Here is a 22195-nt window from a genome sequence, read left to right as displayed (position 1 = left end):
ATGAGATACACTCTAGCTGTCAGCATCAAGCCCTTGTTTGAACCCGTAAGGGTGAGTTGGGGCGACTGCTGACAAATAAGCGGGTGTATCGAATAGAAACTACATGAATGTCATTACTGATCACAGTAAGCCATCATCACAGACAGGCTTTTATATATGGTGATGTTATGCGAATATCTTATCCACAGGCTTTGCGACATACATAATGGTAAGCATCAGTGTGCAGGCAGCCCAGATGATAGGTTCGGTGATCGCTACACCCAGGTATCCGAGGGCAGGTGCTAAGAACATAACAGCAAGGATCTTTCCGACCATTTCGATCGTGCTGGAAAGCACGGGAACAATCTTTCTTCCCATACCCTGCATAGCACAGCGAAGTACGAACAATGGTCCGAGTACATAGAAACAGCACATGCTGATTCGGATATACATAACAGCCGGATCGATTACAGCTGCGTCGCTTGTTCCGGCAACCAGACGGAGCAGAAGCGGAGCGGTTGGAAAACCGACCAGAATAATAAGTGTGGTTGCGATCGTATTTATAAGGATGCCGGCACGGATGCCGGATTTTACACGGTCGATCCTTTTGGCACCGATGTTCTGACTGACAAAGGTTGTAACTGCGTTTCCGATAATGTAGAGAGCTACATCGAGGATATCGAAGATCTTTCTTGCTGCGGTATGTGCAGTAATGATATTTGTACCTAGTTTATTGATAGAACTCTGTAAGGTAACAGTACCTATATTTACGATACAGCTCATGAATCCCATGGCGAGAGCGGATTGTACCAGATCGCTGAAATCTGTATGGTCAACTCTGTATTCATCTTTTTTAGGGATCAGGAAGTCACATTTTGAGAAGATGTATATAAAACATGCAACACCGGCAACTGCCTGTGAGATAACTGTAGCGATAGCTGCTCCGGCAACACCTGAATGGAAGCCCTGGATAAATAACAGATCCAGTCCGATGTTCAGCACAACTGCGATGCCAAGGAAGATCAATGGGGTCTTGCTGTCACCGACAGCACGTAGCAGATTTGCACCAAAATTATAAATTGCTGAAAAGATAAGTCCTGCTAAAATGTATTTGACGTACTTGTCAGCCATATGTATAATTTCCTCAGGTGTACCAAGAAGCACTAGGAGGTCATATATAAACAGAAGTCCAACGATCGTAAGAACGATGGAAGTAACAAAGGTGAGAATTGCTGAGACACCGATACATTTTCGCATGTTTTTCTGATCCTGAGCACCGAAATACCGGGCGATCGGGATCGATAAGCCGAGCGTGGCGCTGTTCAGAAATCCGATCAGTGTATTCGAGATAACACTGGTTGCTCCGACGGCTGCAAGCGCATCGGGATTGATACAGTTTCCGACAATGGCAGAATCACAGAAGCTGTAGAACTGCTGTGCGATCTGTCCGAGAATCATTGGAAGGGCATAGAGCCATATTACTTTTATTGGTTTTCCTTCGGTTAAATCTTTCATATTATATAACTTGCAGAACGCCATCAGACGCTGCTTTCTCCTTTCGTACTATTGAATTATATACATTTTTGGGAAAGTGTAAAGAGAAGTAAACATAAAAAAAGGTACAGAAAATTTACAATCAGATTTGGTGAAAATGACAGATTGTGGAAGAAAATAAAAATTGCTGCATGAAAATGGATAGATATATCATGGATCATACAGTATGATATGTAAGATAAGTTTAGGTTTTATCGGAAATAATGTATGTTAGAATAAAAAGTTGGAAGGATTGGATACGAATGAAAAAAGATAATCAGAAAGATGAAAAGATATCTAATAAAGAAGAAAGTAGTCGGCAGAGATTGAAAGGTTTATCCTTTATAAAGGCATTTTTGTTTTTTGCTGTTTATATAGCAATATTGGTCTTGGTAGGGGTGCAGGCGGTATCCAGATCCGGGGAGACAAATAAAAAGAAGATTTCCATATATAAAGAAGCAACGCCGACGGATGCAGATACCGATATAGAAGGTGTGACAAAAAATGAGAAAGAAAATACAAAAGATCATCTGGAACTTGCTCAGCCGGCAGAATTAAAGAAGGTAGATGCTGTTTCTGCCGGACAGGACTATAATGGCATAGATCTGAAAGACAATGGAATGCCATATGCAATAAAGATCAATCGTAAAGAAAATATCGTTACCGTATATAGTTTGGACACGGATGGAGGCTATACGGTTCCGGTTAAGGCATTTCGATGTTCGGTATCCCTGGATGATACGACACCGGCAGGCTTATTCACAACAACAGAGAAGCGGTTGGAATGGGCGATCCTGCAAGGAAATGTATACGGACAGTATGCTTACCAGATTCATGAGGGAATTTATTTCCATTCCGTTCCTTATACAGAAAAGGGAAGCAATAAACTTGAGACATGGGAATATAATAAGCTCGGAGAAGGGGCATCGCTTGGATGTATCCGTATGTGTGTGGCGGATGTGAAATGGATCTATGAGAATTGTATGCCGGGAACACAGGTATACTTATTCGACAGTGATTATCCGGGACCGCTTGGCAGACCACAGCAGCCATATGTTTTTACTGAGACAGATGATACTGGCTGGGATCCGACAGATACGACGCCGGGCAATCCGTTTGCCGGAACGGCGGCGATATATGGAGCGGTAAGCCATAGCATTGAAGTGGGAGAGCCGTTTGACAGTAAGACAGGTGTTCTTGCATTTTCATCAGATATGGAGAATGTAACGGATCGGCTCATGGTAGAAGGAACAGTAGACAACCAGACACCGGGTGAATATAAATTATCTTATTACTTTTATGATAATGGAAAGAAAATATTACGGGATATCTATATTACGGTCAAGGACACGGAACCTCCTGTTATTACGGAAGCACCGGATGAACTGCACCTGAGAGGTTATCATGGGGATGCAGATGAACTGGCAGCTTTGATCGCGCGAAATGTTACAGCCTTTGACGGTGATAAGAAAATCATCTCATACGATGTGATCCCACAGACGGAGGAAGCCGGGGCAGACGATGACCGGACAACAGAGAATCCGGTTCTTGTGATAGACCTGACAGGTGTACAGGAGACACCGGGAACCTATGAAGTATCCTGTTATGCGAAAGATACCGCAGATAATCGATCAGCCGTGTGGAAGATAACGATTGCTTTAGAGGAATAGAGAAGGACAGCAGAAAGCTGAAAAAGAAGAGAGGTTAGAAGTTGGATATTCGATCAGAAAATGATAAAAAAAGCGGTTATGAAGTGCAGATGGAAGCAGAAGAACGAGTAATCGTATTTGCAGTAGCCTCCGGTGGAGTATCGGTAGAGGATACAGAGAAATCACTGGATGAATTGGAGGAACTTCTGGAAACCGCAGGGGCAGCTACAGTCGGAAGACTAATCCAGAGTCTGGATCGTGCAACAAGTGATCTATATCTTGGCAGTGGTAAGGTAGAAGAACTGCGAAGCATGGTCGCTATGTATGATGCGACAGGCGTCGTCTGTGATGACGAGTTATCACCGGCACAGTTGATGAACCTTCAGGATGCACTTAATATAAAAGTAATGGACAGAACGATGGTTATTCTGGATATATTTGCCGCACATGCCGGAAGCTATGAAGGAAAGCTGCAGGTAGAGCTGGCACAGCTCAGATTCCGGGCGACCAGACTGGTAGGTATGCGTGATTCCCTGTCGAGACTTGGTGGAGGAATCGGAACCAGAGGTCCCGGTGAGAAGAAGCTGGAGATCGACCGTCGAGTGATAAGAGACAGGATCTCGAAGCTGAAAGCAGACCTTCGTCAGGTAGAAGGTAGACGAATGGAACAGCGGAAGCAGCGGAATAGGACGGGTATTCCGGTCGTAAGTATCGTCGGATATACAAATGCCGGAAAGTCGACGCTGTTAAATAAACTGACGGGCGCAGGTGTTTTGGAAGAAGATAAATTATTTGCAACGCTTGATCCGGCAACGAGAAATGCTATGCTTCCCGCCGGACAGCAGGTGCTGTTCACGGATACGGTAGGATTTATCCGCAAGCTGCCACACCATCTGGTGGAGGCATTCAAGTCGACACTTGAGGAGGCGAAGTACAGTGATGTAATCCTCCATGTTGTGGATGCGTCCGACCCGAACTGGGATCGGAATATGGAGACAGTCTATGCGACACTCAGACAGTTAAATGTAGATGAGGAAAAGGATCATCCGATCATTACAGTGTTCAACAAGATTGACAAACTGCCGGAGGGTGGGGATATATCGATGATCAAGGACCTTCGCGCGGATCGTATGGTATATTTGTCAGCAAAGACCGGTGCTGGAATCGATGATCTGCTGGTACAGGTTGAAGAAGTTCTGCGGGAGCAGAAGACATATATCCGGCATACATTTGCTTATCAGGATGCGGGGAAACCGGGGCTGATAAGGAAATATGGCGAAGTTCTGACGGAAGAATATCTGGAGGACGGAATCTTTGTTGAAGCATATGTTCCAAAGAGCCTGATCGGTCAGCTTGGTTTGGATAAAAATCTTTGACAAATCCTCTGTTTTCTACTAATGTAGGAATTGTCGGAGTTAATATAGAATAAACATGAAAACGAAGCAGATGGATGATCTGCTATATATTCATCAGAACGAAAGGAAAATGAGATGAACGAAAATAATATGAATCAGGGATTCCCGGAGAATCCGAATGGTGCTGATGGCGGTATGAACGATCAGACACCGGAAAACAATATGCCATATGGTTATAATGCAGATCCGAACATGGGCGCATACAATAACATGAATGACTATAATGCAGATCCAAACATGGGCGCATACAATAACATGAATGGCTATAATGCAGATCCGAACACGGGTGTATACAATAACATGAATGGCTATAATGCAGATCCGAACATGGGATATGCACAGCCGGACATGAATGAATTTGGTGACCAGACACCATATCAGGCGACTGTGCCAAAGAAGAAAAAAGGTGGAAAGATCGCATTATTTACATTTATAGGTGTTGTGCTGGTTGCAGCTATTGTTACTGCAGTTTATTTCTTTGTAAGAAAGACTCCTGCCGAGGCAATTAAGGCGGCAATGAAGAATACAGTTACCGAGTCGGTAGATTCATCACCGTTAGAAGATGTAATCGGCGTATCAGAGTTCAGTGAAGATAAGATGGATTTTGATATGAACCTGAAGGTGAACAGTATTTATAAAATGGATGGTTTATCCGGATCTACATACGGAATAAGCGGAGCATTTGAGAAGCAGAAGGATAATTCATATAATCTGAATCTGAATGGTTCCCTGACTATTGCCGGCGAGACCGTAAACGCAAATCTTTATGGCATTGACAAGGTTTTCTATTTTGAGATTCCTGAGCTGTATGATTCTGTGTTCAAGATGGATCTTGCGGCTATGCTGAAATCACTTGATACATCAGATATGGACGAAGCAACCCAGAATGAAGTAAAGGCGCTGTATGAGAAGTATATGGAGCCTGCTACAGAGGATTTGAAGAAAGCAGTTACCTATGACAGAGTAGGGAGCGCAGAGATTGAGAATCACAACGGCGACAAGGAAAAATGTAAGCAGTATACAGTTACACTTCCGACTGCTGATGTAAAGGCATATGTGACAGCACTCTGTAATTATCTGAATGCTTATGCATCTGATTATATTACTGATGATCAATTAGATGAGATCGGAGTTACAAGAGCTGAATTATCACAGGCATTTCAGTACATTCCAACTTATTATGGAATGATGTTCTCAAAAGATTTTGTTGTAAATATATATGTTAAGAAGAATCAGTTAGCAAGAATCAGTATGGATTATAAGTTTACTGCTCTTGGTGGAACTGCATCTGTTGTATGGGATTACATGGGTGAAGAACACCCGGCGGATGATGTTTATTTCTGTGCATCCGTAAAGAAGGACGAGAAGGAACTCGGATCCGTATCATTCAGTAAGAAGAAAGAGAACACAAAGGACTCTTATGTATATAAATTAACAGACAGCGTTGTTGTAAATGATAAGGCTGTTGCCGGTCTGGAACAGACAGCAACCTTCACAAAATCGACAAATGCATTTGAAAGTCATCTGACATTGACTGCAAATGATGAGGCTGTATTTGCATATGATCTGACAGGAAGCCTGAAGGATGTCCGGAAGGGTAAATCCTTTGGCGCAACAGTTGATTCGTTTAAGGTTACGGATGGTGGCGATACCGTATATGCGGATCTTTCCGGTGATGTACAGTTTGGTGATCTTGGAAAAGAGATCGGGAAGCCGGACGAATCCAAGCAGGTTGTAGATTATACTGAGATGACAGATGAATATATGGAATCAAATATCAATCAGGAAGCAGCACAGAGAATTGTGTCAGCATGGGGTTCGGCACTTGGTTCTGCAGTTGATAACGGAGATATAGACATTGACGATTTTATTACATCGGATGCAACTACTGATGATGGTGACAATGATGATGAATATGTAATTGACAGTTCTTCCATTGATGATGTAGATTATTCCGGTTATGTCATGAAGGGTGAAGGCTATACAGTTGCCCTGAATGATCCGGCAGGTTACGACAGAGGATATGCAGATGATGAAGAGATAGATATCTACAATGACAAATATAATGCATATTATACATTGACACCGAACTGCGACAAAGAGAAGGAATGCGAGAACTTTATGACATACTTTGACTATCTTGGAGAGGATGGCAGCGTTCTTGATAAAAAGATGGAGCAGGTGACCGGAACTGATGGCAAGACAATGGACTGTTATGTAATAGATTCAGATATCTATGATATAAAGGTTCGTGATTATTACTATTTCTATCCGATCAACGATAAAGATTATATAGTTGTAAATGTAAATGTCTGGGCAAACGGAAAGGATCAGGAGGTTGATGCAGATATCACAGCCATCGCCAATGAGCTTGTCAATGACCAGATCATAAATGTACAGAAGCAGTAGGATAAAGGTATTCCGGGAGCACATATATGAATGTTGTAGAAGTAAAAAATGTAAGAATCGGTGAGGGCATGACAAAGATTTGTGTACCTATGGTAGCACCGACTGAGTATGATGTGGATATGCAGATACGAACGATCAAGAAATCTAAGACGGATCTGGTAGAATTCAGAGCAGACTGTTTTGAGGATTGTCTGGATATGGATGTATTGATAAAAATACTTGAGAAGATTCAGGATGAGTTAGCAGAGTTTCCGATCGTATTCACATTCCGGACCAGAAGTGAAGGCGGAAGTCATGATATTACACCGGATCAGTACAGAGAAATGTTGTTACGAGTGGTTGAAAATGAACTGGTTGATCTGATCGATGTTGAATATTTCTATGATATTCCTTTTGTTACAGAAGTAATTGAAGCAGCGCATGATCATGGTATCAAGGTGGTTGTATCCAATCATGATTTCAAGACGACGATACCGATGGAACAGATTGTGGGCAGATTCAAGGAAATGATAGACACAGGTGCAGATATTGCGAAGATCGCAATGATGCCTGAGGATGGCTCACAGGTTGTCGACATGATGCAGGCTGCAAAGGAATTGCAGGAGTATGGGAATCAGACACCGCTTATCGTTATCTCTATGGGTGAGCTTGGCGTATCAACCAGAACAACCGGAGAAATGTATGGCAACTGCATCTCATTTGCAACTGCGGGTATTCCTTCTGCACCGGGCCAGATCGATGTGGAAGCACTTCGCAGTCAGCTTGAGATGATCCACAATATAATCGGCAGCTAGAGATGAAGGATGGAGACTGGATAGTTTTATTTGCAGAGGACAGAGAATTTCTGCGGATAAGATTCTCCGGTCTTTATTCTTATAGAACAGGAGAGATTGGCTTGAAAGAATATATTAATAAATATCTGGACAGATACAGTAAAAGAGACTATTATCCCTGGCATATGCCGGGCCATAAAAGGCAGGATGTATTTGCGGATGATTTCTGGGAGATATTATTCCGCCGGGATTTTACGGAGGCGGAAGGACTGGACGACCTTCATGAACCGGAGCTGTTCATGAAGGACAGTCTGGAGCAGATGAGACGATTCTACGGCACAGAGAAGACATATATGATGGTGAATGGTGCGACCGGTGGGATATTGGCAGCACTCTTTGCATGTGCACCGGAGCACGCAAGGATTCTGATGGGAAGAAACTGTCACAAATCTGTCTGCCATGCAGTAAGCCTGTTGAATCTGGAACCGGAGTACATTGTGCCGGAACTTTTGCCGGGAACAGATATATTTGCAGATATTACACCGGAACAGATCGGGCAGAAGATACAGGAGATGAAGCAGAGAGGTGAGCTGCCTGCTGCTGTGGTTATCACTTCGCCGACTTATGAGGGCGTGATCTCGGATATCTGCGGAATTAAGAATGTACTTGTTCCGTATGATATTCCATTGATCGTGGATGAAGCACATGGAGCACATCTTCCGTTTATGCCGAAGCGGAATCTGTCAGCAGTTGCGGCAGGAGCGGATCTGGTTATCCAGAGCACACATAAGACACTTCCGGCATTGACGCAGACCGCACTTCTTCATGTGAATCGGAAAGATCTGATTCCGAGGGTGGAACGCTATCTGCATATTTTTCAGACGTCATCACCATCGTATCTGTTCACACAGAGCATGGAGAAAGCGGTCGTATATGCAGTGAATCACCCGGAAGTATTTGACGCATATCGAAAACGGCTAAAGCATTTTAGAAAAAAATGTAAGGAATTGAAGCATATCAGACTGTTACAACCGAAGCAGACATGTTATGCTTATGATAAATGTAAGCTGGTATTCACAGTGACGGGCATATACCCGGAGAATATGGATAATACAGATGGCCAAAAGTATGAAAAGGCGACCGGCCCATGGCTTGCCCATGTACTGGCAGAGAACTTTCATCAGGTGGTTGAGATGGCAGGAGCACAGCATGTGATCGTCATGACATCATTTGCGGATAAGAGAAAAGCGTTTGATCGTCTGTATGAGGTCTTAAAACAGATAGATTCAGAACTGGAAGAGGCGTCTGATGAAGCGGGAAGAGATGCGATCCGGGAGTATGATACAGATTCGGCACTGCCGGAGACGGAGGATGCCGTTTTGTTTAATACAAGGTTTCATCTGCCGGAGCAGATTATGACGCCGGGCAGGGCGTGGACATTTGACAGTAGCAGAAAGAAGCTGACAGAGGCAGAAGGATGCACAGCGGCTGATTATGTGTATGCGTATCCGCCGGGAACTTCGGTTATCGTACCTGGTGAGAGGATTGACGCGCAGGTGATCCGGGATATCATACATATGGTGGAAACCGGGCTTAACATGATCGGAGTGGAATGTCCGCCGGATGGTATATATATACAGGTTATAAAAATGTTATAGTACGATAACATTTGGGGCTGCCAAAAGGGTTCGGTAATTGGATCCGGATTGGCGATATGATAAAACAAATAAAGGAGTATGGAACATATGCAGGGAATATTTATAACGATGGAAGGACCGGACGGAGCCGGCAAGACAACACAGATCGAGCTGTTAAAGGACTATCTGAATAAAAAAGGATATGACGTACTCATTACCAGAGATCCGGGCGGAAATGCGGTTAGCGAAGCGATCCGTGAAGTCATTTTGAATAAAGATTTTACAGAGATGGGATATATGACAGAGTTGTTATTATATGCGGCAGCGAGAGCACAGCTTGTAAAAGAGAATATCAAGCCGGCATTATCTGCAGGCAAGGCAGTTATCGCTGATCGTTTCGTAGATTCGTCAGCTGTATATCAGGGAATCGGACGTGGGCTCGGAATTGATACTGTTTATAAGGTGAATGAATTTGCCTTACAGGGTATCCTGCCAGATATGACATTTTTAATGGATCTGGATGCGGAAGCCGGCATTGCCAGAAAGAAAAACCAGGCAGAGCTTGATCGTATGGAGCAGGAAAGTCTGGAGTTCCATAAGAAGGTTGTCGAGGGTTACAGATGCCTTGCTGAGATGAATCCTGACCGTATCGTAAAAGTTGATGCGGCTTTGCCAAAAGAAGCAATACATGATATAATAATTTCGTATGTAGAAAAATGGCTGGCAAGACCATAGCATAAGCAAGGAGAATAGCATGATAGAATTTTCTGAAATTATCGGACATGAAGATATAATCCAGCATTTTAAGAGAAGTATAGAGATGGGAAAGGTATCCCAAGGCTATATTATAAATGGAGAAGAAGGCAGTGGTAAAAAGACTCTGACGCGTGCCATAATCAAGACTCTGGAGTGTGAAGAAGGCGGAACGGAGCCATGCTGCAAGTGCAAATCATGCAAGCAGATGGATACGGATAATCAGCCGGATGTTACATGGGTCACACATGACAAACCAAATGTGATCTCTGTAGAGGAAATCCGTGATCAGGTAAATAAGGATATAACGATCAAACCGTATAGCAGCCGGTATAAGATCTATGTGATCGACGATGCACAGCTTTTAAATGCAAATGCACAGAATGCTCTGCTTAAGACGATTGAGGAGCCACCGGAGTATGCGATCATTTTCCTGTTGACCAGCAATATTGACAAGATTCTTCCGACGATCATTTCCAGATGTATCGTACTGAATATTAAGCCTGTCAGAGAGCGGGACGTACTGGACTATCTGATGAATGAGCTGAAGCTTCCAAAGGAAAAAGCGGATTTCTGTATGGACTTTGCACAGGGTAATCTGGGTAAGGCGATCCGACTCGCGACCAGTGACGAATACAAGGAAATCATAAAGGATGTAACAGGTGTTCTTCGCAAGATCCCGGATATGACAGTCGACGATATTATGTTTGCGATCAAGAATATGAACCATCACAAGTTAAAGATCGGTGATTATATTGATCTGATGATGATGTGGTATCGCGATATCCTGATGTTAAAGATCACCGGAAATGCCGGACGGCTGATGTTCAAGGAATATTATACGGATATCCGCAAGCAGTCATCCCACATCTCCTATGAGGGAATTGAGGATGTCTTAAAGGCAATGGATAAGGCGAAGATCCGTCTGGAAGCAAATGTTAACTTTGATGTGGCTATGGAACTTATGCTTCTGACTATAAAGGAGAATAAATAATGAAAGAGATCATTGGAGTTCGGTTCAGACCGAATGGTAAGATTTATTTCTTTTCACCGGGAGACCATGATGTTGAGTGTGGACAATTTGTTATCGTAGAAACTGCCCGTGGTGTAGAATTCGGAAAAGTTGTACTGGGTAAGCGGAACATAGACGATGGTAAGATCGTATCCACTTTAAAGACGATCATAAGAGTAGCTACTGATGAAGATAAGAAAAGACACGAAGATAATAAAGAAAAGAGCAAGAAGGCATTTGCTATCTGTAAAGAGAAGATTGCAAAACATAAGCTTGATATGAAGCTGATCGAGGCCGAGTATACATTTGACAATAATAAAGTACTGTTCTACTTTACCGCAGATGGAAGAATTGATTTCCGTGAACTGGTAAAGGATCTGGCATCTGTATTCAAGACAAGGATCGAGCTCCGTCAGATCGGTGTTCGTGATGAGACGAAGATGGTTGGCGGTATCGGTATCTGTGGCAGGGAGCTGTGCTGCCATGAGCATTTGTCAGAGTTCGTTCCGGTATCGATCAAGATGGCAAAGGAACAGAATCTGTCATTGAATCCGACAAAGATATCCGGAGTATGCGGAAGACTGATGTGCTGTCTGAAACATGAACAGGACACATATGAGTATCTGAATGAGAAGCTTCCAAATGTCGGAGATTTTGTTCGGACAGTGGATGGAAATAAGGGTGAAGTCTTATCTGTAAGCGTACTTCGTCAGAAAGTAAGGATCGTGGTTACGGATAAGGATGATAATAAAGAGGTTATGGAGTATCCGGTCAGTGAACTGAAGTTCAAACCGAAGAAACGAAGAAATACAGAGCGTATCAGTGACGAGGAATATAAAGCACTGGAGGCGCTGGAAGATAAGGGAGGAAAATCCAAATTTGATGATTGATCTTCTCCCTGATGAACGTATAGATGATCTGCAATGCAAGGGGTATCAGATCATACAGAATCCCAATATGTTCTGCTTTGGCATGGATGCTGTACTGCTGGCAAATTTTGTAAAGCACAGACGGGATGGCATGTACATGGATCTTGGAACGGGAACCGGTGTTATACCGATCCTGCTGGCAGCAAAGGAACCGTCTGACGGGACCTGTCAGTTTGTCGGTCTGGAGATTCAGGATGCCTGTGCAGAGATGGCAGGAAAGAGTGTCAGATTAAATGATCTGGAACAGAAGGTTCGAATCGATCATGGAGATATCAGAGAGGTCTCCTGTAATTACAGGAAGGCCTCTTTTGATATCGTTACATCGAATCCGCCGTATATCAGCGGGAATCATGGACTGACAAATCCTGACGAGCCGAAGAATATTGCCAGACATGAGATCTGCGTGACGCTTTCAGATGTGATAGAGGCAGCGGCATATCTGTTGAAACCGGGTGGCAGCTTCTATATGATACATAAGCCGTTCCGGCTGGCAGAGATTTTTGAAGGGCTGCTGGCAAATGGACTGGAACCGAAACGGATGCAGCTTATTCATCCATATATTGATAAAGAACCGAATATGGTGATCGTAGAGGGCGTAAAGGGCGGTAATTCCAGAATCAAGATCGAGCCGCCGCTGATCGTCTATAAAGAACCGGGTGTTTACACGGAGCAGCTTCTCGATACATATGAAGGGGAAGCAAAGAAATAAAACAGACAGAACAGGAGAATCTACATGGCAGGTATATTATATCTGGTCGCTACGCCGATCGGGAATCTCGAAGATATGACATTCCGGGCGGTACGCACACTGTCAGAGGTGGATCTGATCGCAGCAGAGGATACGAGAAACAGTATCAAGCTGTTAAATCATTTTGAGATAAAAACACCGATGACCAGTTACCATGAATTTAATAAATATGATAAAGCAAAGGTTCTGGTGGACAAGCTTCTTACAGGAACAAATATTGCAGTTATAACGGATGCCGGAACACCGGGTATCTCAGATCCGGGTGAGGAACTGGTACGGCAGGCACTTGCGGCAGGAGTGACGGTAACAGCAGTACCGGGGGCATGCGCCTGTATCACGGCACTGATCTCATCGGGACTGCCGACCAGACGGTTTGCATTTGAAGCATTTCTGCCACAGGATAAGAAAGAAAAGGCAGAGGTTCTTGCAGAGTTAAAGGATGAGACCAGAACGATGGTGATCTATGAAGCACCACACCGATTACAGAAGACGCTTGCGGAATTATTTGATACACTTGGCGACCGGAAGATTACACTTTGCCGGGAACTTACGAAACGGCATGAAACAATCGAGCAGTTCGTGTTGTCAGATGCAATCAATTATTATGAAGAGCATGAACCGAGGGGCGAATATGTAATGGTGATCGAGGGAATGGATGTGGCTGCGACAAAAGCAGAGAGGCAGCAGGAGTTCCTTTCGATGACGATAGAGGAACATGTCGCTATGTATGAGGAACAGGGCATGACGAAAAAGGACGCGATCAAACAGGCGGCAGCAGACCGTGGCGTTCCAAAGCGTGAAGTATATAATGTGGTTATGCGATAGAAATAAACAGTTGTAAAGCTCATGCCGGAATTATTCATAAGAGATAGAAATGATGATTTGCAGGCAGTTATAAACAGATGAAAGGTGAAAGGGGTATAAACATATGGCGTGGTTGGAGATATCAGGAACAGTTGGCAGGGTGGCAGCCTGCCTCGGATTTTTTATTGCAGGTATGGCGATTTTCTATCTGTTGACAAAGGTGATCTACCGGATACCGGAGAAGCAGCAGTTAGAGCGGCTGCACGAACCGGGAAAATTCAGAAATGCAGGGATTGTTATATTTGGCGGTGTGGCAGCGGTTTTATTTACCGGATTTTTCGGTATGGGATTACAGGGGATTATTTATTTTCTGTTTCTGGCAGTTCTTACCGTAGTGACCTTTATAGATATGGATACCATGGAGATCCCATTTATGCTGAATGTCATTATCTTTGTGATGGGCGTGGTATCTCTGATCCTTCAGTTCGTGTCGGATGCAGTTCCGGGATCTGAGTTTCTTGCAATGGATGAGGTTACGATCGTATCCAGACTGATCGGAATGATCTGTATCAGCCTTCCTTTATATCTGATCGTTCTGTTTATTCCGGAAGGCTTTGGCGGCGGAGATATCAAGCTGATGTTCGCTGCCGGCTTCTTACTTGGCTGGAAAGCAACAGTGGTCGGTTTCTTTATCGGTTTGATCCTTGGCGGAATCTATGGTGTGATCTGTCTGGTTCGCAGAAGTCATGGTAAAAACGACCATTTTGCATTTGGCCCGTTCTTAAGCGTGGGGCTTGCAATCGCACTTTTCTGTGGAAATATCATCATGAATCATTACATCGATTTTATAAAAGCAGCTATGAATCCTGAGATATAGAAAAAACTGCTTGTGTATTCAAGGGAGATTGAGTATACTAAAGGGTATGGATGTTTAACGCGTTAAAGCGTTTGAGCGAAAAAGTTACAATATATGGAGGAATATGGAAATGCCGATTATAGATTATCTGGAAAGAAATGCCAGAGAATTCGGGGATGACGTAGCACTGGTTGAGATTAATCCTGATGTCACAGAGACAAGGAGAGTGACATGGAGAGAATATGAGCTGATCGAGGCGAATCCAACCTGTCAGTATAGAAGAGAGATTACGTGGAATGTATTTAACGAGAAAGCAAATCGTTTTGCAAATCTTCTGGTCTCCAGAGGAATCCGGAAAGGAGATAAGATCGGTATACTGATGATGAACTGTCTGGAATGGCTTCCGATCTATTTTGGAGCATTAAAGACAGGAGCTTTGGCAGTACCGCTTAATTTCCGTTATGATGCAGAGGAGATCAAATATTGTGTAGAGCTTGCAGATGTGGATGTTCTGGTATTCGGTCCGGAATTTATCGGACGAGTAGAAACAGTTGTAGATGAGATTGCAGAGAAGCGTATTTTGTTATACGCCGGCGGTAACTGTCCGACATTTGCAGAGGACTATGATAAGCTTACGGCAAACTGTTCCAGTACCTTTGAGAAAAGAGATATCAAGGACAGCGACGATGCGGCAATTTATTTTTCATCAGGAACTACGGGTTTCCCGAAAGCAATCTTACATAACCATGAGAGCCTGATGCATGCAGCTACGGTGGAACAGAAGCACCATGGACAGACAAAGGATGATGTATTCTTATGTATTCCGCCTTTATATCATACAGGGGCAAAGATGCATTGGTTCGGAAGCCTGATCACAGGCGGAAAAGCAGTTCTGTTAAAGGGCGTTAATGCAAAGACTATTCTTCAGACCGTATCAGATGAACAGTGTACCATTGTATGGCTGTTAGTACCATGGGCACAGGATCTGTTGCTGGCATTAGAATCAGGTGAAGTAAAATTATCGGATTATAAGCTGGATCAGTGGAGACTGATGCATATCGGAGCACAGCCGGTTCCACAGAGCCTGATCAAACGTTGGAAAGAATACTTCCCGCATCATCAGTATGATACGAACTATGGTCTGTCAGAGTCTATCGGACCGGGCGCGGTACATCTGGGTGTTGAGAATATCGATAAAGTCGGTGCAATCGGCGTTCCGGGATATGGATGGCAGGTGCGCATTGTAGATGAAGATGGTAAAGATGTGAAGCAGGGAGATGTCGGAGAACTGATATTAAAAGGTCCCGGTGTTATGACCTGTTATTATAAGAATCCGGAAGCAACGGCTGAGACATTAAAAGACGGATGGCTGTATACCGGAGATATGGCGGAACAGGACGCAGATGGATTTATCTATCTGGTTGACCGTAAGAAGGATGTCATCATCAGCGGTGGTGAGAATATCTACCCGGTACAGATTGAGAATTTCTTAAGTAAATATCCGAAGATCAAGGATGTAGCTGTTATCGGACTTGCGGATCCGAGACTCGGTGAGATTACAGCGGCAATTATTGAGACAAAGGATGGCATGGAATGTACCGAAGATGAAATTAATGAATTTTGTAAGGAACTTCCAAGATATAAGAGACCAAGAAGGATTATTTTTGAGGATGTACCGAGAAATGCAACCGGTAAGATCGAGAAGCCGCTCCTTCGTAAGAAGCATAAGAGCGATAACCTTGTTGCAGCCGAGAATAATGCATAAAGAGATCACAGATCGTGGCATTATACAGATAGAGAAAGCAGAATCTGATATGTGTTCTTTACAAATTCAGATGTGTGTGCTTAAATATATAGTCGGAATCACAAAATACAACAGGAAGGTAAGATAATCATGAAGACACCATTTGTAACAAAAGCACAGGTTGATGAGATGATTAAGAAATACCCAACACCATTTCATCTTTATGACGAAAAAGGAATCAGAGAAAATGCAAGAAAGTTATATCAGGCATTTTCATGGAATAAGGGATTTAAGGAGTTCTTTGCGGTAAAGGCGACTCCAAATCCTACTATTCTTCGTATCTTAAAGGAAGAGGGATGCGGTACGGACTGCTCATCACTGACAGAGCTTATGATGTCAGATAAACTGGGATTTACCGGAGACGAGATCATGTTTTCATCCAATGATACGCCGGCAGAAGAATTTGTTCTTGCTAAGAAGCTTGGTGCAACGATCAATCTGGATGATTTCACACATATTGACTTCCTTGAAAAGACAGCAGGAATTCCTGAGAAGATCTGCTGCAGATATAATCCGGGTGGAACCTTCTCTATTTCCACAACAATCATGGACAACCCCGGAGATGCCAAGTATGGCATGACCAAGGATCAGATCATTGAGGCGTATCGTATCCTGAAGGGCAAAGGTGTAAAGAGATTTGGAATGCATGCATTTCTTGCAAGCAATACAGTGACGAATGACTACTATCCGGTTCTTGCAAGAACCTTATTTGAGGTAGCGGTTGAGATTAAGGAAAAGACAGGCGTAAAGCTTGACTTTATCAATCTGTCAGGCGGCGTAGGTGTTCCGTATACACCGGATAAAGAGCCGAATGATATCCTTGCGATCGGCGAAGGCGTAAGAAAGGTATACGAGGAGATCCTGGTTCCTGCAGGAATGGGTGATGTAGCCCTTTACACAGAGCTTGGACGATTCATGTTGGCTCCTTATGGCCATTTGATCACAACAGCGATTCATGAGAAACATACACACAAGGAATATATCGGTGTAGATGCATGCGCAGTTAATCTGATGCGGCCTGCCATGTATGGTGCATATCACCATATTACAGTTCTTGGTAAAGAGAATGAACCATGCGACCACAAATACGATGTAACAGGTTCGCTGTGTGAGAATAATGATAAATTTGCGATTGATCGTATGCTTCCAAAGATCGATATGGGAGATATTCTGGTAATTCATGATACAGGTGCACATGGCTTTGCAATGGGATATAACTATAACGGCAAGCTGAAATCCGCAGAGGTTCTCCTCTGTGAAGACGGCAGTACCAAACTGATCCGCAGGGCAGAGACACCGGATGATTATTTTGCTACATTAGACGGCTTCTGGAATGTGGATCTGAACGAAAAATAAGTTCACCTGAGACGGTTGAGAATCGTTGTGCCGGGTTATAGAAAAAAGCAAAAAAAACAGCCATTTTGGAGAAATATTTGTTCCCAAAATGGCTGTTTTAGTTTATACTGAATTTTAGTCAGGCTTTTTCAGGTTCCGGGTAATCAATACCAAATGTGTCAACAGTTACGGAAGCCATTTTCTGTTCTTTTACAGGACGATCACCGTAAGTTGTTCGGGTTGTTGCAATCTTATTTACAACATCCATTCCTTCGATTACTTTGCCAAATGCAGCGTATGCACCGTCTAAATGAGGAGCGGCCTTGTGCATGATAAAAAACTGGGAACCTGCAGAATCCGGTCGCATGGAACGAGCCATGGAGAGAACACCTTCAGTGTGCTTCAGGTCGTTCTTGAAGCCATTCTGTGAGAATTCACCTTTAATGCTATAGTTTGGTCCGCCCATTCCGGTTCCTTCCGGGCATCCGCCCTGAATCATGAAACCATTGATGATACGGTGAAAGTTCAAACCATTGTAAAAGCCTTTTTTTACGAGTGAGATAAAGTTATTAACTGTATTAGGAGCAATGTCCGGGTACAGCTCAGCCTTTATAACATCACCGTTTTCCATTGTAATTGTTACTATTGGATTTGCCAAAATAAATCGCATCCTTTCATTTATGATGAGGCTATCATATCATTACAGGCTTTACAAAGTCAATGTTGGATGCATTGTTTTGGGTTGGGGTATATTTTTTATTGGGGAATAAAAAGTTACAAACAGAAAAAGGAGAAACGCAGAGTGAAGAACGGAAAAGGTATTAAGGTAATTATTGTATTGGTCGTCGTTATTGCCCTTGTTGTGATAGGCGGATTAAAGATTAAAAATGTCTATGATGGCTTTATGGATGAGTACAAGGGGACGGAGAGCGCATCGGGAACAGATGTAACGATCGAGATTCCGGAAGGAGCATCGTCAAAGAAGGTGGCAGCGATCCTGCATGACGCCGGACTGATCAAGTATGAATATGCATTTGTATTACGAGTGAAAGAATCAGAATACAGAGGACGGATCCAGCCCGGTACATTTACACTGAACACCGGAATGAGTACACTCGAGATGATAGAAGAACTTTGTTATGTAGAACCTGTCAAGGAAGTTGTTGATACACTGACGATACCGGAAGGATACAGTATCGAACAGATCGCAGCAAAATGTGAGGAGCAGGATATTTGCAGCTCGGAGGAATTCCTGAATGAAGTAAAGAACGGAAATCATCAGATCCCGTTCAGTACCGGAGACATGAATACAGATGGTGCGAAGTACGACCTTCAGGGATATCTGTTTCCGGCAACCTATGATATTTATGAAGATACGACTGCGGCAAGTCTGATTGATACGATGCTGGAAAAATTCCGGAGCGTTTATACCTCAGAATACAGTGCCAAGGCAGCAGATCTTGGATATACAGATTATCAGATCCTGATTATGGCATCAATCGTGGAACGTGAAGCAAAGATTGACAGTGAGAGACCGATCATTGCAGGTGTTATCTATAATCGTTTAAAGATCGATATGATGCTTCAGATGTGTCCGACGGTTCTGTACCCTCTGACAGACGGAATGTATGATAAGTCAGAGGTTACTTATGATGATCTGGAGATCGAATCACCATACAACACTTATAAAAATACCGGACTTCCGGTAGGACCGATCTGCAATCCGGGTCAGGCATCGATAGAGGCTGTATTATATCCGGATGAGAACGATTATCTGTATTATCATACCAGTGATGCCGGAGATGGAAGCCATATCTTCTCATCCACATATGATGAACATATTAATACGCAGTAATGTATTGGGCAGATTGCCGATTTCTTTTTAAAAAGACTTGCGATATATGGTGAAATTATATATACTTATAGAGTATGCATGAACAATGGGATAATTTGTTACCTTATATGCACAGCAGAACGTGTGATAGGAGGATTGTTTGATGAGAAAAGTGAATTTCAAAGTAAGAAATATAGGCTCTGAAAAGTATTTGTCTTATGTTTTGGATGATGAGACAGATCTGGACGAAGAGTTGCTTGATTACCTTGATGATAATAAAATTGCAGAACTCATTGATATCATTTATGAAGAAGATGATGAGAATGATTATCTTACATACAATATAACGGACAGAACAACAGTTGGAGCACTCCTTTCAGGCACGGTACATGCAGAGATGATGCTGGGTATAATCAGAGGGGTTGCATCAGGAATTATGAATATGCGTGATCTGGGAATCCCTGTTTCATATGTTATTCTGAATAAGGATTTTACATATGTAAATCCTGTAACGTTTGATGTAAAGATGATCTGTGTTCCGGTAGGATCGGATGTGGCAGCAAATGCGGAATTTAAGGCTTTTGTAAAAGGCCTGATTCTGAATGCAACATATGCGGACGATGAAGATTGTAATTATGTTGCTAAGCTTATAAATATGCTGAATGTAGAGAAGTTCACGATCAGGGGATTTGTCGGGCAATTGACAGAGTTAATGGAATCTGCAGGTATGCAGGTGGAAGAAGAATTTATGGATGTCGGTGATTCAGGTGTGGAAGTATCACAGTCAGTTGAAGTTCCACAGTCAGATACATCACTGGATGATCTTCCTGAGTTCAAGGATATTCTGTTTGACGACGATGATGACGGACTTGAGATGTACGATGAAGAACCTGCTGAGGAGAATACGATATTCAAGGATCTGGATCTGAATGAGAATACTGACAGTATCGGAAGCTCGGTAAATATGGATGTCTTTGATGAGAGCAATCTTGAGGAGCTTACTTTAGACGAAGATACAGAGATTGAAGACGATGAATCGGAAGAAATTGCAGAGGAGACGGAAGTTGCGGAAGAAGCTGCGGGTGAGATCAAAGCTGCAACAGAGATCAAGATAGAGACTCCTGAGGATGACGGAGAAGCAGAAGGTATGACAGAGATGCTGGCGTCCGAAGCTGAGGAGTCAGAACAAGCATTTGACATAAAGGAAGTTGCCCATACAGCAGAGGGTGTAACTGAGATTATGGCAGAAGAAAAGAAGAAGGAAGAAAAACCGGTTCTGATCGATACACAGGATCTTGATAATCTGATCGAGAATCCACCGGTAATAAAGAATATTAGAATCAATCGTGCTAAGATCATACAGAAGGCAGTAGATGAGACGGAAATAGATGAAGCAGTTGATAATCCGACAGAGCAGATCAGAGGCGCAGGTGATGTAGATGAGGCAGATGCAAAAGAACCTGAGACACTCACGACACCGGTTGTGCCTACGGAGAAGCCGGAGGAGGATAGTTCATCAACCGGAACCACAGTAGAGCTTACAGGTGGAATGAGTGTTATAAAGGATCAGACACCTGAGGAAGAGAAGAAGCCTGCACCGGGCATACCAAAGGCGATGCCGTATATTATTAGAGTAAACACGAAAGAACGTGTGATGGTTAACAAAGCGGTATTCAAGCTTGGTAAAGCAAATCGTGGTGTTGATTTCCGAATCGACGGAAATGGTGCGATCAGCAGAGTTCATGCGATCATTTATCAGAGAGATGATGGCTGCTACCTGAAAGACAACAAAGCAACCAATGCTACATTAGTAGATGGTGTGAAGCTTGAGGAAGGCCAGGAAGTAAAACTGAAGAATGATGCTATGATCACGATCGGCGGAGAAGATTTTATTTTCAAATTAAGTTAATAAATTTATCACCTCGGGGAGGGGTGAACACGAGCAGGTAGCAATACCTGCTTTTGGTGTATAACAAGATAGAATGGAGAAAAGGGTTATGAAGAAAAACAAAGTAATACTTACAAGAACCGGCGAGGAATATACATGCAAGTATCTGCTAGATGCTGCAGATGTTGTTGATACAAAAGTGGATATGGGTATGTCCGGAAGATTTCCACAGATCATTCCATATACACTTGAGGAAAAAGAAGGACAGAGAACATTTGTATATCAGATCGGTGAACGGATGCAGATGACAGAGTTTCTGAAAAAAGAGATCAATAAGAAACAGATGCTTACATTGTTGTATAATGTATTGTCTGCGCTTGAAACATTTGGAATGAATATGATATCCCTGAGCTATGTGGCTAAGGATATTCAGTATATATTTGTCAAGCCTGAGACATTGGAGGTTTCCTTTATCGTCGCTGCAGTTGATAAAGAGATAACAGATCTGAATGAAGTCCGGGATTTCGTAAAAGCTATTATCTGTGATGCAACTTATTTTGAGATGGATAGAGATAATTATGTTGCACGTTTAATTTCATTCACAAATCGCAGAGGAACATTTTCCATCAGTGATATGAAGAAGTATGTGGATAATCTGTTGCTTGATATGGGTATCCACATCGAAGAAGAGAAAAAACAGGAAGTAAAAGAAAATAAAACGGCAGCTGATAAGGTAAGTCGTGTCGGAGTCATGCAGAATCAGGCTAAGATGTCACAGCCGGTATCTCCGATGTCAAACGGTCAGCCAATGCCGGGACGTCCGATGCCGATGCCGAA

Annotated in this window: 18 protein-coding genes; 16 read left to right on the top strand and 2 right to left on the bottom strand. The window is 43.1% G+C overall.

The features are described from left to right. Nucleotides 1-165: 165 nt before the first annotated feature. Nucleotides 166-1494, bottom strand: coding sequence for an MATE family efflux transporter (locus DWW43_RS11500; RefSeq protein WP_119963660.1), 1329 nt, complete (start codon nt 1492-1494; stop codon nt 166-168). A gap of 281 nt (nt 1495-1775) precedes the next feature. Here DWW43_RS11500 and DWW43_RS11495 point away from each other — a divergent pair, with 281 nt between their 5' ends. The 13 genes from DWW43_RS11495 (at nt 1776) to DWW43_RS11435 (ending at nt 17657) form a co-directional block, all read left to right on the top strand. Further along, nucleotides 1776-3182 (top strand): L,D-transpeptidase family protein, encoded by a 1407-nt coding sequence (locus DWW43_RS11495; RefSeq protein ID WP_165853073.1) that lies wholly within the window; start codon nt 1776-1778, stop codon nt 3180-3182. Between the two features lie 89 nt (nt 3183-3271). Beyond that, nucleotides 3272-4537 carry a GTPase HflX gene (gene hflX / locus DWW43_RS11490; protein ID WP_119963658.1) on the top strand — a complete coding sequence of 422 codons (1266 nt, stop codon included), beginning with the start codon at nt 3272-3274 and terminating at the stop codon, nt 4535-4537. A 114-nt stretch (nt 4538-4651) separates the two neighbouring features. Beyond that, a complete protein-coding gene (locus DWW43_RS11485; protein WP_119963649.1) occupies nt 4652-6985 on the top strand; it encodes a hypothetical protein in 2334 nt (777 codons plus the stop codon). A gap of 26 nt (nt 6986-7011) precedes the next feature. Next, nucleotides 7012-7779, top strand: a complete 768-nt coding sequence (gene aroD, locus DWW43_RS11480) for a type I 3-dehydroquinate dehydratase (protein WP_119963648.1) — start codon at nt 7012-7014, stop codon at nt 7777-7779. Between the two features lie 101 nt (nt 7780-7880). Next, nucleotides 7881-9416: an aminotransferase class I/II-fold pyridoxal phosphate-dependent enzyme gene (locus DWW43_RS11475; protein ID WP_165853072.1), complete on the top strand. Its 1536-nt coding sequence runs from the start codon at nt 7881-7883 to the stop codon at nt 9414-9416. Nucleotides 9417-9503: 87 nt separating this feature from the next. After that, a complete protein-coding gene (tmk, locus tag DWW43_RS11470; RefSeq protein WP_044945510.1) occupies nt 9504-10130 on the top strand; it encodes a dTMP kinase in 627 nt (208 codons plus the stop codon). A 19-nt stretch (nt 10131-10149) separates the two neighbouring features. Then, complete coding sequence (locus DWW43_RS11465) at nt 10150-11142, top strand: DNA polymerase III subunit delta (RefSeq protein ID WP_119963646.1); 993 nt, start codon at nt 10150-10152, stop codon at nt 11140-11142. Continuing rightward, nucleotides 11142-12050, top strand: coding sequence for a stage 0 sporulation family protein (locus DWW43_RS11460; RefSeq protein ID WP_008401654.1), 909 nt, complete (start codon nt 11142-11144; stop codon nt 12048-12050). The genes DWW43_RS11465 and DWW43_RS11460 overlap by 1 nt, the downstream gene beginning before the upstream one ends. Then, entirely contained in the window at nt 12043-12798 is a 756-nt protein-coding gene (locus DWW43_RS11455) for a tRNA1(Val) (adenine(37)-N6)-methyltransferase (RefSeq protein ID WP_207666013.1), read from the top strand. The genes DWW43_RS11460 and DWW43_RS11455 overlap by 8 nt, the downstream gene beginning before the upstream one ends. Before the next feature lie 24 nt (nt 12799-12822). After that, nucleotides 12823-13662, top strand: coding sequence for a 16S rRNA (cytidine(1402)-2'-O)-methyltransferase (gene rsmI, locus DWW43_RS11450; protein WP_119963644.1), 840 nt, complete (start codon nt 12823-12825; stop codon nt 13660-13662). Between the two features lie 103 nt (nt 13663-13765). Continuing rightward, nucleotides 13766-14518, top strand: a complete 753-nt coding sequence (locus tag DWW43_RS11445; RefSeq protein WP_119963643.1) for an A24 family peptidase — start codon at nt 13766-13768, stop codon at nt 14516-14518. A 109-nt stretch (nt 14519-14627) separates the two neighbouring features. Beyond that, on the top strand, nt 14628-16262 hold the full coding sequence (locus DWW43_RS11440; RefSeq protein WP_044945506.1) for a class I adenylate-forming enzyme family protein: 1635 nt from the start codon (nt 14628-14630) through the stop codon (nt 16260-16262). A gap of 129 nt (nt 16263-16391) precedes the next feature. Further along, entirely contained in the window at nt 16392-17657 is a 1266-nt protein-coding gene (locus tag DWW43_RS11435) for a diaminopimelate decarboxylase (RefSeq protein WP_347475268.1), read from the top strand. A 118-nt stretch (nt 17658-17775) separates the two neighbouring features. On the opposite strand, the gene DWW43_RS11430 is transcribed toward DWW43_RS11435, so the two are convergent. After that, on the bottom strand, nt 17776-18294 hold the full coding sequence (locus DWW43_RS11430) for a peptidylprolyl isomerase (RefSeq protein ID WP_021944557.1): 519 nt from the start codon (nt 18292-18294) through the stop codon (nt 17776-17778). Between the two features lie 144 nt (nt 18295-18438). On the opposite strand from DWW43_RS11430, the gene mltG reads away from it, so the two are divergent. The 3 genes from mltG to DWW43_RS11415 form a co-directional block, all read left to right on the top strand. Continuing rightward, nucleotides 18439-19491, top strand: coding sequence for an endolytic transglycosylase MltG (mltG, locus tag DWW43_RS11425; RefSeq protein WP_044945499.1), 1053 nt, complete (start codon nt 18439-18441; stop codon nt 19489-19491). A 142-nt stretch (nt 19492-19633) separates the two neighbouring features. Continuing rightward, nucleotides 19634-21379 (top strand): FHA domain-containing protein, encoded by a 1746-nt coding sequence (locus DWW43_RS11420; RefSeq protein ID WP_119963641.1) that lies wholly within the window; start codon nt 19634-19636, stop codon nt 21377-21379. A gap of 88 nt (nt 21380-21467) precedes the next feature. Further along, the coding region (locus DWW43_RS11415) for a DUF6382 domain-containing protein (protein WP_133302420.1) at nt 21468-22195 on the top strand (728 nt) is incomplete at its 3' end.

The sequence above is a fragment of the Clostridium sp. AF15-41 genome (assembly GCF_003604095.1).
GTDB lineage: Bacteria > Bacillota > Clostridia > Lachnospirales > Lachnospiraceae > Coprococcus.
This window is presented reverse-complemented; position numbering and strand designations above follow the sequence as displayed.

What these genes read in the sequence shown, in the direction of transcription:
- DWW43_RS11420 (WP_119963641.1), top strand. Translation starts at nt 19,634, where the DNA reads ATGAGAAAAGTGAATTTCAAAGTAAGAAATATAGGCTCTGAAAAGTAT.
- tmk (WP_044945510.1), top strand. Translation starts at nt 9,504, where the DNA reads ATGCAGGGAATATTTATAACGATGGAAGGACCGGACGGAGCCGGCAAG.
- DWW43_RS11435 (WP_347475268.1), top strand. Translation starts at nt 16,392, where the DNA reads ATGAAGACACCATTTGTAACAAAAGCACAGGTTGATGAGATGATTAAG.
- rsmI (WP_119963644.1), top strand. Translation starts at nt 12,823, where the DNA reads ATGGCAGGTATATTATATCTGGTCGCTACGCCGATCGGGAATCTCGAA.
- DWW43_RS11485 (WP_119963649.1), top strand. Translation starts at nt 4,652, where the DNA reads ATGAACGAAAATAATATGAATCAGGGATTCCCGGAGAATCCGAATGGT.
- aroD (WP_119963648.1), top strand. Translation starts at nt 7,012, where the DNA reads ATGAATGTTGTAGAAGTAAAAAATGTAAGAATCGGTGAGGGCATGACA.
- DWW43_RS11445 (WP_119963643.1), top strand. Translation starts at nt 13,766, where the DNA reads ATGGCGTGGTTGGAGATATCAGGAACAGTTGGCAGGGTGGCAGCCTGC.
- DWW43_RS11460 (WP_008401654.1), top strand. Translation starts at nt 11,142, where the DNA reads ATGAAAGAGATCATTGGAGTTCGGTTCAGACCGAATGGTAAGATTTAT.
- DWW43_RS11465 (WP_119963646.1), top strand. Translation starts at nt 10,150, where the DNA reads ATGATAGAATTTTCTGAAATTATCGGACATGAAGATATAATCCAGCAT.
- DWW43_RS11495 (WP_165853073.1), top strand. Translation starts at nt 1,776, where the DNA reads ATGAAAAAAGATAATCAGAAAGATGAAAAGATATCTAATAAAGAAGAA.
- DWW43_RS11455 (WP_207666013.1), top strand. Translation starts at nt 12,043, where the DNA reads ATGATTGATCTTCTCCCTGATGAACGTATAGATGATCTGCAATGCAAG.
- DWW43_RS11440 (WP_044945506.1), top strand. Translation starts at nt 14,628, where the DNA reads ATGCCGATTATAGATTATCTGGAAAGAAATGCCAGAGAATTCGGGGAT.
- DWW43_RS11500 (WP_119963660.1), bottom strand. Translation starts at nt 1,494, where the DNA reads ATGAAAGATTTAACCGAAGGAAAACCAATAAAAGTAATATGGCTCTAT.
- hflX (WP_119963658.1), top strand. Translation starts at nt 3,272, where the DNA reads ATGGAAGCAGAAGAACGAGTAATCGTATTTGCAGTAGCCTCCGGTGGA.